We start from the raw sequence: 15,735 nt of genomic DNA, 5'->3' as shown, positions 1-15,735 counted from the left end.
CTGCTCTCATTTTGTCCGCATAGTGCTAATAATCGCAATTGGATCAACTTCAGACAATTTAAAACGGCCTTTCTCCTCTATGGCCATAGGGGCCAGAGCACATTGAATATACGTTTCAATTTCCTCTGTGACGCCATAAGGGATAAGACTAAGTTGTCTGACAAATTGTTGACATTGGCCCTCAGAGAGTACATTTGCATGATAGGCAAGCAAGTACTCTTTACAGCGTTTAAACTGACTTTGCCAAATCGCGATTTCATCTGCGATTGAGGCAGCAGAATCTGCATTTACTGCGATTTCAGGAACGTGGTGCAAAACTAAATTACGCAATTCGGCATTTTCTGGAGCAGTAACCAACTGCTGCAATGTGGCCGACAAATCACGACGATGTAACAAGCTGACCGCGATCCGTTCGGCCCCAACCGGGGAGAGTGGTTTTTGTACCATTCGCATCAGCGTCTGCTCTGGCCATATTGCTGAAAGGAGTAATCCCATCTGCCCCGCGGTGGTGTGAAGACATTCCCACTGTTCTTGGTCATCCTCTGTGTTTTCCAGCTTCTCAATAATTCGGTGGAAAGCATCCCAGGCATGGTTAAAACCAGCAAGGCAAGCGCTGGTGACCTCATCACGTATAGATTCATTCAGGCAGAGTGCAGCGAGCGTTGAGGCAAAGGGCAACGAATAAACCGTGATACGCTGAACAGAAAAATCAATCACAGCCCGGTAATTGACATAAGCGTGGAATAGATCACACCAAGGAGAATGCCCCAGCATGTCATATACATGGGAAACTTCATCATTAGGCACATAGGAGAAATCATAAGCAGTATCGAATAGCACTCGTAACCAAAGCACCAGTTGCTCGAGATCCTGTCTCTGCCAATGTAAGCCATCAGCACGTTTTAAGCGTAAGAAAAGTGTCCAAGTACCTAATTGACAGACCCGATTTGATGATATCTGCCATTGTGGTTTCCATTCTGAAATACGTGATGCCAATGCATCGAAGACATATAAGCGACCAATATCCTCTTCCGGGGCATTCGGAAGCTCACAGAACTCAACAACTAATTCCTTCTCATTAAAGAGGAAACTGGCCTTGTGTACGACAAAGGGCAGAGAAATCTCAAAGAGGTTATTAGTTAACCTTAAAAGGCAAGAACGGGCATCACCAAAACCATCAGCGATATTGATCAATTTATGTAAAGGCGCAGGCAGATCAGGCCCTGATTCAGCCCGGAAACGAACCAGCATCCATTGATGCAATAGATTGTGTAACTGGTGGGCATTTTCTATCGGTAGTTGTTCCGGTGTCATATTACCGGCGACAGGCATTAAAGCCTGCCAACGTAAGAAATCATCCCCCAAGATTTCTACAACATCTTCTTTTAATTCAAGAAAAAAAGTGTCCGGCATGGGGCTATGACGAACATGTTCTACCCACCCCTGGAAAGCGCATAATGCCGATTTTTCTGTGGCGGAAAGCGTTGATAGCTGTGCAAATTCCATCCAATCGCGGAGTAGATCTAGATAATTTTGATACGTGATCAGCTCGTGTCTATCAACAACATCGGCTAATACCGCCTTGAGTACCTGATCGTAAGTATCCACTAAATCTATGCGACAAAGTGCCCTCAAAGTGGGTAATTTCGCATGATGTAACTCTTTCATCAGACTATCCGTAGCTTGTAGCAAATCAGCGGCTTCACTCGCTCCTGCCAGTGCTGCGGCTGCTTTAAAGCGCTTAAGTGGAGACAAGAAAGCCACATAGTCAGCAAACGCTTTGGGCGCACAAACCAGATTCGCCAGTGCAGTCGGTGACAATTGGCGATGATGGATAACTTCAAACAGTTCGTGAACAGAAAGCGTAGAACCTGCTGCCTGGGTTAAAGCGTGTAAAATGTTAATCCGGTCTGCATCTTCATAAATGGGAATAATGTCTGTATCTGCGAACACATGAAGTAGACATTCCAGTAGCAGACGCCCATCCCCACTTGGGGACGTTATCGCAGCATCAACCCATTGCGCCAATGGCATCGCGGGAATTCTCTCAATCCACGATTCGGCTTTGATAAATAACATCAGCAGGCGCAGGTCATTAAGTTGCCTGACCTTGTCTGCCAATGTTGGGATAGCCTTACATAAGTGCGGTAATGTCGATTGCGGATCGGTTTTGGCTCTGAAAGCACAGAGATAATCTGTTGTTGCATCGGTTGCCGACCAATGAGCAGGGTAGAGCGTCATCGCCTTCTCACCTACTTGTGCAAGGAGCCAACCTGTTAAACTTGGGCTTCGGACAATGTCACCATGCTGTAACCACGTCCCCGTTGGGAAAAGAGTACGTTGCCTGAGTGAGGCACCGATTTTTTCCTCTAATACCGGTAAGCCAGCCAGCGCACGTTGCAAAACATCCGAAAGATCTTGAGAAGATAGCGCCGTAGTGGGCAGAGATTCTCTATCGTCAAAAATATGCTGTACAGCCGCAGGCAAATTAACCGATTCAATGGTTTCCGTTTCCAATTCGATAAGTGGTTTTTGCGCACTAAAGTAGGCTTGCTCTCCCACACTATTAATAATGACCAAGGGAACTGCGGGGATATTGGTTAACTGGGTAAGAAAAACGGGCAATTTTTGTTGACGGAACATGATGCCAGCATGTTCACTGGCAACGCCTGATTCAACGAAGACAGCCACAAGAGTGGATCGCACTGGCAAAGGAAGACGCAGGTAACGAGACCAGGCATCGTCTAATGTGGACGCCGAAAGGAAAATGCCTAAATTGGGCTTTGCCGGATGCAGCAATGTTGTTACGGGAACCACCCGCATACTACGTGCCAGCTCTTCTTTCACTTCAGTGGTTAACTGTTCAACCTGACGCTCAAGTACATAACCCGGAGCGGGGCGTGCCTGTACTAACCAAATCTTATCCACGCGAACCTGACATAATTGAGCGCCATACCACAAAGGCGCAGCTAACGTCGGCCAATGATAGGCTACAGAGTTTGCCCTTGAGCCAGGGGATTGTGCAGACGCAAAACCAAAACCAAACGCCAGTTCTCCCCGGATACCTTCAGAGGCATGTAAAGTCAATCCGGTCACGGAAACCAGGCCATGATCCGTTTCCAAAACCCACTCAGTGTCTAACGCAATTTCAGAGAAATATTGATGTAATTGATTGATAATTTTATTCAAATCATGGCATGCATCGGCTGTCAGATACGGAGCCTGTAAGGCGTCCACTGTAGATGGCGTACCTTCAATCAATTTTTGAACAAAACAGGTGATTGGCTGCGGTTGATAACCCGGATCACTTAACCGTTGCTGTTCAATGGATTGAGGTTCAAATCCACTGAAAGCCACCATAGAAAGCGTATCACTAAAATCTGCCGGACAATGACAGACGATACTGGCATAGCCTCCAGCATTCACGAAAGTATCACCATCCTCTAAACCCGCACTGCGAATAATCCAGGGGGCTGGGCCACAAACTTTCTCAACCTGTTTTATCCAGTCGGGGTGCTCAGTGATGTACTGACTGTAGAGGGTGCAGAGCAGCGCGGTATCTGCTTGCGGATAATGCTTTACAATGGCAAGCGCTTTATCAGCCGCAAATCCCACTAAAGGTGGAACCAATGCTGAAAAATCGGTGTGCCGGGAAAGTTGTTGTAATCGTTCAAATTTTGCAGCCATACGTTTTATCTTCTTACCTTTAAAGCCATAATCTCAAATGATTTTTCGCGTTAACAAGGACAAGCCTCGATTTTCCACCTATCTCTTCATTCTCTATAACGTGCAATGCCGTATTACTGATACGCATATGCCAGCGTTGTAATAGGGAGATTTCCAGCCCTAACAACACAAACATTGCTAGCTCTATAGTGAATGCATGGGAAACGATCACAGTGACCTTTTCCCGGCCACGCTGTTGGTGTCGTTGACGCAAAAAATCGGTCACTCGTGCGCGTTGTTCAATAACAGTTTCTACTTCAGGTCTTACTTTAATTGTGGGACTATTCAAACGTTCTTCCAGCATTGCATCCCATTCCGACAAACTTAATGGCGGTATCAGTGAAGGTGCTATACGCACTTCTTCCAAACGCTCATCAGGTATCAACGGTAAGTTGTACCGTGCAGTGAGAAATTTGGCCGTTTGCATTGTTCGAACCATTGGGCTGCTAAATATCTTGTCTCCGATTAACTCCTTGGGAAAATTATCCGCCAATAATTGTGCTTGTTGCTGGCCCATTTCCGTCAGTGGCGAATCAGGCAAAACTGAACTGATTAACACATGGTTATCCTGTAGATTACATGTTGCTTCTGCATGTCGGATGAACACAAAACGATGGCAATGTGTTGACGTCATAATAGTTTTGGCCTTTTGGTGATTCACAGATGCCCGGCATGGCTCATTACCTTCTCCAGAGCACGCTGAACATCAAGCATATCTGTTTCTTCTGCAAGTAAAAAATGATGCGGCAAGGCAATGTGGCTATGGGAGAATGCCTCCGCTATTGGCAGGCTAAAACGCTGCGGCTGAACAGATGACTGAAAGTCTTTGCTTAATGCGAAACGCCGCCGACTCGCGGGTTGGTATAACGTACATTGATTTAATGCGGCGTACATAGGCTTACAAGGTAAATTCAGCTCTGCTGACAGGGCTTCTGCCAGTTTTTCTACTGAAGCCTTCCCTAAGACAGATTCAGGTAAACCAATGACATAGTTATAATAGACACGCTCAGTGGTACCCAGAGTGGTTTGCTGAGGAAAACAGCCAATTTGCAGCATCAATTCATCCAAATATTCGGCATTACAGCGCCGGATAGCATTCTCGGTATCAAGTTTTTCTAATTGAGCTAACAAAATTGCGGCATGAAATTCAGACAAGCAATAGTTCGAACCCATTAGCTCAGCGGTTTCTAATAACTCCATATGATCTAACGGTGGTGGTACACTGCTTAATGTGCGTCCATCGGCGCGTAGATGGGCTAATCGTCTAGCAATTTGCTCATCTTGAGTTAGTACCGCTCCACCTTCTCCACTGGTCAACAGCTTACTGTGTTGCATGCTGAACGTTCCAGCAATACCAAATGTCCCCACATGTTGACCGGCAAAACGAGCACCATGCGCTTGAGAGCAATCTTCAATGAGTGACAAATTATTTTTTTCTGCGATATGCATTAAGGCATTCAGATCCGCAACCGCAGAACCGAGGTGTACAACTGTAATCGCACGACAGCGAGAAGTAATTGCTTTTTCAACCGCATTTGGATCTAAGCATCCTGTCTGAGGATTCACGTCGGTTAGCATTGGAATAGCATTAATATTAAGAACAGCTGATGCTGAAGCGACCCAAGATAAACCAGGTACAATGACTTCATCCCCAGCTCCGACCCCTACTGCCTCTAAAGCCATAGTCAAGCTAGCAGTACCGCTGGAGGCAGGAACACAATAATTAGCATTTGTGTAACGCGCATAAGCTTCGGCAAAACGCTGTTCAAAAGAAGGTACCCCACGATATGGTCCACTTATTGACCAACGCTGACTATTTAAAACAGAAAGTAGATTATCTACAGTTTCGGAAGAACTTGTAGGCCACCTAGGCCAAGATATTGTTCGAATGGAAGAGCCACCATGTATTGCCAGTTTAGACACGATAAGTAATCTCCTTTTCAAATAAGAAGTGATATTAATCCAGCGAAAAATCCATAGGTATCGTTAAGTTATAGGGGATATGTCTCCCTTTCATTTACATAGAATATCCTATGTGAATTACCACCGGTTTACTAAGTTAAATAACCAATAACATCGCTACACTTAGTCCTTAAACTCAGTTATAGCTATAGGTTTTCACTTTAATACAAGGTGTTACACTATTTTTAAGTTTCATTTAAATAAAATTGCAAGATTTGAAAAATATTAACATTGGGCATTCTGTTTCTTAATAGAAGATGTATTGTCTGGTTAGATTTTTTAATTTTTCAATCTATGATTTATTTTAAATTCTGTATAAAAATACAAACCATATGAAAAAAAATCAATAAATTAACAATCTAATTTCCAATATCGTGATTCACGTCATAATTAATTAATCACACGTAAACACCATAAATTCAAATATAATATTACCAATTAGAGCTACACACCATAAAATATATTTAACCTTAATAATCAAGATCATACATTAAATAATTAGATGCACATGTCAAATATAGTTTTCACGCTCGATGAAAGTCCCTATGACTTTATCGTGAATTTCTTCTTATTTAGAAAAAAATGGTTTTTCGATTCAATCGCTTGCCTCGAGTTCTGGAATTCAAGTTAGCTAGTTCTATACACTGAGTAAACTGTTTTCCAACTAAATAGCATTTCGTAATACCGATACAGTAGTCAATTTGATTGATGTCTGAGCAGCGAAAGTTTGATACCTGATAACCAACACTAATTCATGGTGTTGCTATATATAGCTTGTCCCCTTGTTGTACAAAGCGTTTTGTAAAGTGATCTACTATTTTGAATAGTTTATTTAGGAGATCACAATAATATGGAAACCCCCAATTAAATGAACGGACAATATCCATTTTTAGACCTCTTAGTAGGTGATTATTTTTTCCAATATTATGATTTATTATATAGAAAAACTTTGGATGAAGTCATAGACTGCTTTTTAATAATGATGTAGAAAAAGACTTTTATATACCCGTCATCTTTCAAGTTGCCTCTTTGTTGGCTGCGCTCGCTCACCCCGGTCACATAGTTTGCTATGCTCCCGGGGATTCACTCCCTTGCCGTCGCGATGCATCTTGAAATCCATAGGGTATAATTAGAATGACGATGAATTTGTTTCTGAATTATGGAAAACCTCTGCGTTAGGTTTTCTAAATCATGTGTCAAAATTGGCACAAGAATATTTGGATATATTATAGCATCTGAATCATTCATCAAAAACAATTCGAGGTTATATAAACAAATATCTTGAAAAGGATAAATAAATCGAACTTCCATCCATAAAATTTTCAAGTAAAATCGCTATTCCATAATAACCCACCAAATTTATAGAAATATTTTATAATATCCACAACATAATACTTAGATTATTTTGTTTTTAATTAAAAATAATAATGTCGACATTATAAACATTCTCATACCATATGCAAAAATTTGCTTTTTATTCAATTTTACTTTATTAATACCGATTCGTTTGATATTTAATTTCTTAATATAAAACTTTCAATGAGAACAAGAACACTATGCAAAAAATCACATTAATTACGGGCGGATCTCACGGTATTGGTCGCGCAACAGCGCTTTATCTGGCAGAAAAAGGGCATCATATTGGAATTGGTTACCACACCAATCAAGCTCAAGCGCAGGAAGTCACAGAAATTATCCATAAAATGGGAGGTAAAGCTATCGCCATTCAGGTCAATGCCGCTGATGAAAAACAAGTTGTAGAATTCTTCCAAAGAATTGATAAAGAACTCGGATGTATAACCGGTTTGGTGAATAATGCCGGTATTCTCAAACCACAAGCACCAATTGAACAACTCACCGCTGACCGCCTGAATGATATTTTTGCCGTCAATGTTGTAGGCAGTTTTCTCTGTGCACGGGAAGCAGTTAAAAGAATGTCTTTCCGACATGGTGGACAAGGCGGATCAATTGTCAATGTTTCATCCGCAGCATCCCGACTGGGATCACCACACGAATATATAGATTACGCCGCATCGAAAGGTGCAATCGATACTTTGACTATCGGCCTGTCTCTGGAAGTGGCCGATCAGGGAATTCGGGTAAATGCCGTTCGTCCTGGATTCATCTATACCAAGATGCACGCCGATGGCGGCGAGCCAAATCGCGTTGATCGGGTGAAAAACTCCTTACCAATGAAACGCGGTGGACAACCGAAAGAAGTTGCACAGGCTATAGCCTGGTTGCTGTCGGATGAAGCTTCATATGTAACCGGAAATTTTATTGATCTGGCCGGAGGGAAATAGCATTTAAAACAAGTATAGATTGAGCTGAATTTACCAATTCATGGGAAAGAAACCAGAAAATAAAAGATGACCCATATTTTCAATCACTCTGAATCAATATTTAGGATGTATTATTAATTAGTATGGGCTGGCATATTGATAACCGAACTTATTGCTATTTTCTGGAAATAATATGCCCATGAGCCTATTCGGTTGAATGCAGGCCAAACTGCAACAACCAAAATCCTTAATACAGCCAAGAGGTAAATCATGAAAAACATTGATCCAAAACTTTATCAACATACTCCCACGGTTAGCATCTACGATAACCGTGGCCTGACCATTCGTAACATCGACTTCCACCGTTCTGTCGCAGGAGGTGATACGGATATTCGCATTACCCGCCACCAATATGATGTCCGAGGACACTTGAGCCAAAGCATCGATCCACACCTGTATGACGCCAAACAGCTCGACAACTCAATAACCCCCAACTTTCTCTGGCAATACAATCTGACCGACGACACTTTGCGAACAGAAAGTGCCGATGCCGGCCGTACCATTGCCCTCAATGATATTGAAGGTCGTCAAGTATTGATTGTAACTGCAACTGGCGTCACTCAGACCCGACAATATGAAGCTAACACCCTGCCCGGCCGCCTATTATCCGTAAGCGAACAAGCTCCCGAAGAAAAGGCTCCCCGCGTTACTGAGTATTTTATTTGGGCAGGTAATACACAGACAGAGAAAGATCATAACCTTGTCGGCCAGTATGTGCGTCACTACGACACCGCAGGCGTGACGCAACTGGAAAGTTTGTCGTTGACAGAAAATATCTTATCTCAGTCCTGCAAGCTGTTGGCCGATGGTCAGGAAGCAGACTGGACGGGTAACGATGAAACCCTCTGGCAGACCAAACTCAATAGCGAAGTTTATACGACACAAAGCACCTTTGATGCTACTGGCGCTTTGCTGACCCAAACCGATGCAAAAGGCAACATACAACGTCTGGCTTACAATGTGGCAGGGCAATTGAAAGGTAGCTGGCTGACATTGAAAAACCAAAGTGAGCAAGTCATTATCAAATCCCTGACCTATTCCGCCGCAGGGCAGAAACTGCGTGAAGAACATGGCAACGGTGTTGTCACCGAATACCGCTATGAGCCAGAAACTTTGCGATTGATTAGCACGACTACCCGTCGTCAAGCCGATAACAAGGTGTTACAAGATCTACGCTATGAACATGATCCGGTCGGAAACATTATCAGTGTTCGTAATGATGCTGAAGCCACTCGTTTCTGGCGTAATCAGAAAATAGTTCCTGAAAATATCTATACCTACGATTCCCTGTACCAGCTCATCAGTGCAACAGGACGTGAGATGGCTAATATCAACCAGCAAAGCAACCAACTTCCTTCACCAATCATCCCTCTTCCTACTGATGACAGCTCATATACCAACTATACTCGCAACTATAATTACGATCGCGGCGGCAATCTGGTTCAAATCCGGCACAGTTCGCCCGCTACCCAAAATAACTACACCACAGATATAGCCGTCTCGAATCGCAGTAATCGAGCAGTGTTGAGTTCACTTGCCACAGATTCAACACAGGTAGATGCGTTGTTTGATGCCGGTGGTCACCAAAGAAAACTACTACCGGGGCAAGATCTGAGCTGGAATGCCCGGGGCGAACTACAACAGGTAACGCCAGTGAGCCGCGAAAATGCCAGTGATCGGGAGTGGTATCGTTATGGCAACGACGGCATGCGGCAGTTAAAAGTCAGTGAACAACAGACAGGCAACAATACGCAGCAACAACGAGTCACTTATCTTCCCGGATTAGAGCTACGTACAACGCAAAGTGGAACCGCGATATCGGAAGACCTGCATGTTATTACCGTAGGGGCAGCAGGTCACGCACAGGTACGGGTTCTTCACTGGGAAACCACACCACCAGCCGGTATCAGCAATAATCAGCTCCGTTATAGCTATGATAATTTGATTGGTTCCAGTCAACTTGAACTGGATAATGAAGGACAAATTATCAGTCAGGAAGAGTATTATCCATTTGGCGGCACAGCGTTATGGGCAGCAAGAAACCAAATAGAAGCCAGCTATAAAACCCTCCGTTATTCAGGTAAAGAACGAGATGCTACCGGGCTCTACTATTACGGCTATCGCTATTATCAACCGTGGGTGGGTAGATGGTTAAGCGCCGATCCGGCTGGAACAATCGATGGGCTGAATCTATACCGAATGGTGAGAAATAATCCGTCAACACTGGTTGATATTTCTGGGCTTAATTCTGAAATTCACAAGATTTTCGGGTTTAATATACAAATAGATAACCCAGAAGAAGAATGGGAATCAACACAGATAAGAGTCAAAAACAAATTCTTGAATTTCGGCTCTGTAGATACTTTAACGGCAGAAAGAAAATATGGGCTCAATGTACCAGAAGAATTATTCGATAGACAGATTGAAAAAGATGAATCGATATTAACTTTCAAAAAAGACCTACCCATAAGCTGTATTAGCAGCACAGAGTATACCCTTGATATCTTATATAACAAAAATGAAACTAAACCATTCTCCTACGAAAGTGAAGCAACAATTGGAGCAGATCTGGAAGTAATAATGTCCGTGGAATTTGGAAATATACCCTATGGATTTCAAGATGCATCGCGACGGCAAGGGAGCGAATCCCCGGGAGCATAGGTAACTATGTGACCGGGGTGAGTGAGTGCAGCCAACAAAGAGGCAACTTGAAAGATAACGGGTATAAATCAATTGAAAACGCATCAGACATAGATTTAAAAGAAGATGTTCTACCATTAAGAAGATCCACGGATAAAACAAACCTGCCAGATTTAAAACAAGGGTTAATGATAGCGGAAAAAGTAACAAGCAAAGGAAAAGCGTATCCTTTTCATTTTGGTGCCGCAATAGCTGTTATATATGGTGAGGATAAAAAAGTAGCCGCTTCAATTCTCACTGATCTATCTGAACCTGAAAGAGGGGAAGGAGAGCATTTACAAAGCACGAAAACAGTAGCGGCAATGTTTCTCAAAAAAGTAGACAAATTTCGAGGCCATGATTACCCAGCAGATAAATATAGCATCGGATTAGTTACAGCTAAAAAACGTCAGCCGGTAGTAACCAAAAAGCGGGCAATCCCAGAAGATGCCCCATCATCATCCAGAAATAAAAAACTGCATGTACATTAATCTCTGTGCCTTAATCAAGGGTCCTGTACATAAGCTCGTATAACTGTTATCTCCCTAAAGGTGATCGTGCAAACGATCACCAAACTCAATAATAAAATCACCATGAATCTGATTAACTCAACCAGCCAAAAATAGACCTTGAAATAACAATCATAAAAATATCGTCTGGATCACACTTTAAATAACAAAGCATCCTTTCCAACGAAAAGTACCAGTCAACCTTCCGAAAATCTATTCAAGAAATGCCGTTCTAAAGCTTCAATTAAGAAACACAAAACAAACATTAAATTAACATCCATGTGCCAATATTGATTATATTATATCAAGACAGGCGCTTTTTATGACGACTGTGAGGTAGACATGAAACCAGAAGATTTTCGCGCCGACAAAAAACGTCCTTTCACCAGTGAAGAGTACCTGAAAAGCCTTCAAGATGGCCGCGAAATTTACATTTATGGCGAACGCGTAAAAGATGTCACTACACATCCCGCATTCCGCAATTCTGCTGCTTCAATCGGTCAGTTGTACGATGCCCTGCACGCCCCAGAAACCCATGATACCTTGTGCTGGAATACCGATACCGGCAACGGCGGGTATACTCACAAATTCTTCCGCTTTGCTAGCAGTGCAGATGAGCTGCGCCAACAACGTGATGCTATCGCTGAATGGTCACGTCAAACCTATGGCTGGATGGGTCGTTCACCTGACTATAAAGCGGCCTTCGGTAACGTACTCGGCGCATTTCCTGAATATTATGGTCAGTTTGCTGATAACGCCCGTACCTGGTACAAACGTATTCAGGAAACAGGCGTTTACTTTAACCATGCCATTGTCAATCCACCAATCGATCGCCATAAACCCGCCGATCAGACACGTGATGTCTATATTAAGCTAGAAAAAGAAACTGATGCCGGTATTATCGTCAGCGGCGCAAAAGTGGTAGCAACTAATTCAGCCCTGACTCACTATAACTTTATCGGTTTTGGCTCCGCACAAGTAATGGGGGATAACCCTGATTTCGCCCTGATGTTTGTCGCGCCAATGGATGCGGAAGGCGTGAAATTGATCTCCCGCGGCTCCTATGAATTGGTAGCAGGCGCAACAGGTTCCCCATTCGATTATCCCTTATCCAGCCGTTTCGATGAAAACGATGCAATTCTGGTGATGGATAAGGTCCTTATCCCTTGGGAAAATGTCCTGATTTACCGCGACTTTGACCGTGCACGCAACTGGGCCATCCAAGCGGGTTTCACTAGTCTGTTCCCATTACAGGCTTGTGTACGGCTGGCGGTGAAATTGGATTTTATTACCGCTCTGCTACAAAAGAGCCTGGAATGCACTGGCGTGATAGAATTCCGTGGTGTTCAAGCTAACCTGGGTGAAGTGGTTGCCTGGCGTAACCTGTTTTGGTCACTGAGTGATGCAATGTGGGCAGAAGCCAAGCCGTGGAAAGGCGGCGCTTATCTGCCAGATACTCAGGCAATACAAACTTATCGCGTTATGGCACCAATGGCCTACACGAAAATTAAAAATATTATTGAAAGTAACGTCACCAGCGGCCTAATTTATTTGCCATCCAGTGTACGTGATATGAATAACCCAGAAATTGATAAATATCTCGCCCGGTATGTTCGGGGTTCCAACGGTATCGATCACGTTGAACGCATTAAGATTTTAAAACTGATGTGGGATGCCATTGGTAGTGAATTTGGTGGTCGGCACGAATTGTACGAAATCAACTATGCCGGAAGTCAGGATGAAATTCGGATGCAATGTCTGCGCCATGCTCATGGCTCTGGCAACATGAAAAAAATGATGGATATGGTTGATCGCTGCCTTGCTGATTATGATCAGCATGGCTGGCGTAGGCCACATTTATACAACAATAGCGATATTAACCAGTTAGATAAGCTGCTGAAATAATCGGTAGCAGGAGGCCAATATGTCTGTAGAAAATGAACATCGCCTGCGTTTCAGAGATGCGATGGCGAGCCTATCAGCAGCGGTGAATATCGTCACCACCGATGGTCATGCCGGATGCTGTGGCATCACTGCTACCGCAGTATGCTCAATCACCGATACGCCACCCACGCTGATGGTATGCATTAACCGCAGCAGTGCTATGAATACCGTTTTTCAGGAAAATGGCCGCCTGTGTGTCAATATTTTAAACCACGAACAAGAATTGATGGCACGACACTTTGCCGGTATGACCGGAGTCAGCATGGAAGAGCGTTTTCGCTGGAATATCTGGCAGACAGGGCCATTAGGCCAACCGGTGTTAACCGGCACCCTCGCCAGCCTTGAAGGTGAAATTGAACAGGTTCAAGAAGTGGGAACGCATAACGTGTATCTGGTTCACATTAAACATATCACGGTGAGCGAACAAGGCCACGGCCTCATCTATTTCAAGCGTAATTTCCGTCCAGTTATGTTGGAAATTGAAGCCGCCACAGTTTAACTGCTTCTCCATCAGGCAGTGATTGTTCTTCCACTATTCAGGCTTTGAACGGCCTGAATAGCGTTTTTTATCAACACTTCCATTAAACTTCTGATTATTTTTGATATTCACCTGATGAATATACTATTAAATTCAATACTAATATCTTTATATTAGTGTGATCGCCCACCAGGAACATATTTTAACCATATAATAATCTACCGTCCTCCGATCACTTGAATAAAGTACATAAAAAAACCACTTTAGCGACAGATCATGTCACTGAATGTCACTGTACATTTCCGAGTGTATTTCAACCAATAATGCTAATCAGAGGCAATCAACTATGAATAAACCCGCATCCATCGGTTTATTACAACAACCCAAACCGTTCTTTATGATTTTCTTCGTCGAGCTTTGGGAACGATTCGGCTACTACGGTGTACAAGGCGTTCTTGCTGTCTATTTTGTACAAAAATTGGGATTTTCCCAGGAACAAGCGTTTATTACCTTCGGTGCATTTGCCGCGTTAGTTTATGGTTTGATCTCGATTGGCGGTTATGTAGGTGACCACTTACTGGGAACTAAACGAACCATTGTGTTGGGTGCCATAGTCCTGGCAATTGGCTACTTTATGACGGGCCTTTCTATTCTACACCCTGATTTAATTTTCTACGCATTGGGAACGATTGCCGTTGGTAACGGCCTGTTCAAAGCTAACCCAGCCAGCCTGCTGTCTAAATGCTATCCACCCAAAGATCCTCGTCTGGATGGAGCTTTTACGCTGTTTTACATGTCAATCAACCTCGGCTCGCTGTTCTCACTCGCTCTCGCTCCTGTTATTGCGGAAAAATTTAGTTATGCCGTTACCTACAATATTTGTGGTATTGGTCTGATTATTGCTTTGTTAGTCTATATTTTCTGTCGCAATACGGTACGTAATATTGGTTCTGAACCCGACCATCAACGAATCAACTATAAAAACCTATTCATGGTATTAGCAGGAAGTGTTGCGATGGTTTACGTCTGTGCATGGCTGATGCACAACGTGAAAATAGCCAATATTGTGCTGATTACCCTATCTGCTATCGTGGTATTTATCTTCTTCCGTGAAGCATTAAAGCAGGATAAAGCTGGCCGTAACAAAATGTTTGTTGCTTTCATTTTGATGCTTCAAGCTATTGTGTTCTTCATTCTGTATGCTCAGATGCCAACTTCTCTCAATTTCTTTGCCATCCATAACGTTCACCATCAGTTGCTTGGTTTTGACATTAATCCGGTCAGTTTCCAGGCGCTTAACCCATTCTGGATCGTTGTTGCCAGCCCGATACTCGCCGCCTTATACACTCACTGGGGCGCTAAAGGTAAAGACCTCACAATGCCAGCTAAGTTTGCAGTTGGTATGTTCCTGTGCTCTTTAGGTTTCCTCACTGCCGCCGCTGCCGGTTTGTGGTTTGCAGATGAACAAGGTTTGACCTCCCCTTGGTTTATTGTTCTAGTTTATTTTTTCCAAAGCATCGGTGAATTGATGATCAGCGCACTGGGCCTGGCAATGATTGCGGCTCTTGTTCCTCAGTACCTAATGGGTTTTATTCTGGGAATGTGGTATTTAACTCAAGCAACTTCCTCCTTACTCGGCGGCCATGTCGCAGCCCTTACGGCCGCACCGAAAGGTATTACGGACCCATTGCAAACATTACCAATCTATACCAGCGTATTCGGCAAAATTGGTATTGCTACCTTTATCGTCGCCATCATCATGTCGGTCACCGTGCCGTGGCTGAACCGTATGATGAATGAAAAACAAAAAATATGATTTGATCCAAAATAAAAAACCTCGCCAAAGGAGAAAATACCGATCGTGTGACTTGCTCCCACCACTCAATCACCCGTGATAGTGGGGGCTTCTTCATGACCCCAATTAACCGTCGCTAATCGTTTTCGTTGTAATTCCCCGCACTACAAATGTTATTATTCAATCATTTGGCAGATTCGACTAATAAGTGCAATTTTTCAGAAGGGCGGTCAGTTGCTATAGTAGGCATCTTTCTCGCCAAAGGAAAATGCACTATGGCCTATACACAACTGACCGAAA

At 43.4% G+C, this 15,735-nt stretch carries 9 protein-coding genes and 1 pseudogene; 6 read left to right on the top strand and 4 right to left on the bottom strand.

What is annotated here, in order from left to right; all coding sequences use genetic code 11:
• Window positions 1–6: 6 nt before the first annotated feature.
• The 4 genes and pseudogenes from ACGF5R_RS15950 to ACGF5R_RS15935 all read right to left on the bottom strand — a co-directional run.
• Window positions 7–3,687 carry a hypothetical protein gene (locus ACGF5R_RS15950; protein ID WP_262980222.1) on the bottom strand — a complete coding sequence of 1,227 codons (3,681 nt, stop codon included), beginning with the start codon at window positions 3,685–3,687 and terminating at the stop codon, window positions 7–9.
• A gap of 19 nt (window positions 3,688–3,706) precedes the next feature.
• Window positions 3,707–4,360: a histidine phosphatase family protein gene (locus ACGF5R_RS15945; RefSeq protein WP_387691698.1), complete on the bottom strand. Its 654-nt coding sequence runs from the start codon at window positions 4,358–4,360 to the stop codon at window positions 3,707–3,709.
• Window positions 4,361–4,383: 23 nt separating this feature from the next.
• Window positions 4,384–5,649, bottom strand: coding sequence for a DegT/DnrJ/EryC1/StrS family aminotransferase (locus ACGF5R_RS15940; RefSeq protein WP_205068645.1), 1,266 nt, complete (start codon window positions 5,647–5,649; stop codon window positions 4,384–4,386).
• Between the two features lie 607 nt (window positions 5,650–6,256).
• Window positions 6,257–6,350: pseudogene (locus ACGF5R_RS15935) on the bottom strand (IS1 family transposase); the annotation flags it as partial.
• A gap of 894 nt (window positions 6,351–7,244) precedes the next feature.
• On the opposite strand from ACGF5R_RS15935, the gene ACGF5R_RS15930 reads away from it, so the two are divergent.
• The 6 genes from ACGF5R_RS15930 to dtpB all read left to right on the top strand — a co-directional run bounded on the left by ACGF5R_RS15930 (window position 7,245) and on the right by dtpB (window position 15,456).
• Complete coding sequence (locus ACGF5R_RS15930; protein WP_387691696.1) at window positions 7,245–7,991, top strand: SDR family oxidoreductase; 747 nt, start codon at window positions 7,245–7,247, stop codon at window positions 7,989–7,991.
• A 249-nt stretch (window positions 7,992–8,240) separates the two neighbouring features.
• Window positions 8,241–10,691, top strand: coding sequence for an RHS repeat protein (locus ACGF5R_RS15925; protein WP_387691694.1), 2,451 nt, complete (start codon window positions 8,241–8,243; stop codon window positions 10,689–10,691).
• A gap of 47 nt (window positions 10,692–10,738) precedes the next feature.
• The gene (locus ACGF5R_RS15920; protein ID WP_112876796.1) at window positions 10,739–11,200 is read left to right on the top strand and encodes a hypothetical protein; all 462 of its coding nucleotides are present in this window, start codon (window positions 10,739–10,741) and stop codon (window positions 11,198–11,200) included.
• 360 nt (window positions 11,201–11,560) lie between these two features.
• Window positions 11,561–13,123 (top strand): 4-hydroxyphenylacetate 3-monooxygenase, oxygenase component, encoded by a 1,563-nt coding sequence (gene hpaB, locus ACGF5R_RS15915; RefSeq protein ID WP_112876797.1) that lies wholly within the window; start codon window positions 11,561–11,563, stop codon window positions 13,121–13,123.
• A gap of 19 nt (window positions 13,124–13,142) precedes the next feature.
• Window positions 13,143–13,661 carry a 4-hydroxyphenylacetate 3-monooxygenase, reductase component gene (hpaC, locus tag ACGF5R_RS15910; RefSeq protein ID WP_387691692.1) on the top strand — a complete coding sequence of 173 codons (519 nt, stop codon included), beginning with the start codon at window positions 13,143–13,145 and terminating at the stop codon, window positions 13,659–13,661.
• A 325-nt stretch (window positions 13,662–13,986) separates the two neighbouring features.
• Window positions 13,987–15,456 carry a dipeptide/tripeptide permease DtpB gene (gene dtpB, locus ACGF5R_RS15905; RefSeq protein WP_112876799.1) on the top strand — a complete coding sequence of 490 codons (1,470 nt, stop codon included), beginning with the start codon at window positions 13,987–13,989 and terminating at the stop codon, window positions 15,454–15,456.
• Window positions 15,457–15,735 lie beyond the last annotated feature (279 nt).

It is taken from the genome of Photorhabdus sp. RM71S (genome assembly GCF_042879355.1).
Lineage (GTDB): Bacteria > Pseudomonadota > Gammaproteobacteria > Enterobacterales > Enterobacteriaceae > Photorhabdus > Photorhabdus kayaii.
This window is presented reverse-complemented; position numbering and strand designations above follow the sequence as displayed.

Bases quoted from the DNA above. Each gene is read 5' to 3' on its own strand.
- ACGF5R_RS15950 (WP_262980222.1), bottom strand. From the start codon at position 3,687: ATGGCTGCAAAATTTGAACGATTACAACAACTTTCCCGGCACACCGAT.
- ACGF5R_RS15945 (WP_387691698.1), bottom strand. From the start codon at position 4,360: ATGACGTCAACACATTGCCATCGTTTTGTGTTCATCCGACATGCAGAA.
- ACGF5R_RS15930 (WP_387691696.1), top strand. From the start codon at position 7,245: ATGCAAAAAATCACATTAATTACGGGCGGATCTCACGGTATTGGTCGC.
- ACGF5R_RS15925 (WP_387691694.1), top strand. From the start codon at position 8,241: ATGAAAAACATTGATCCAAAACTTTATCAACATACTCCCACGGTTAGC.
- hpaB (WP_112876797.1), top strand. From the start codon at position 11,561: ATGAAACCAGAAGATTTTCGCGCCGACAAAAAACGTCCTTTCACCAGT.
- hpaC (WP_387691692.1), top strand. From the start codon at position 13,143: ATGTCTGTAGAAAATGAACATCGCCTGCGTTTCAGAGATGCGATGGCG.
- dtpB (WP_112876799.1), top strand. From the start codon at position 13,987: ATGAATAAACCCGCATCCATCGGTTTATTACAACAACCCAAACCGTTC.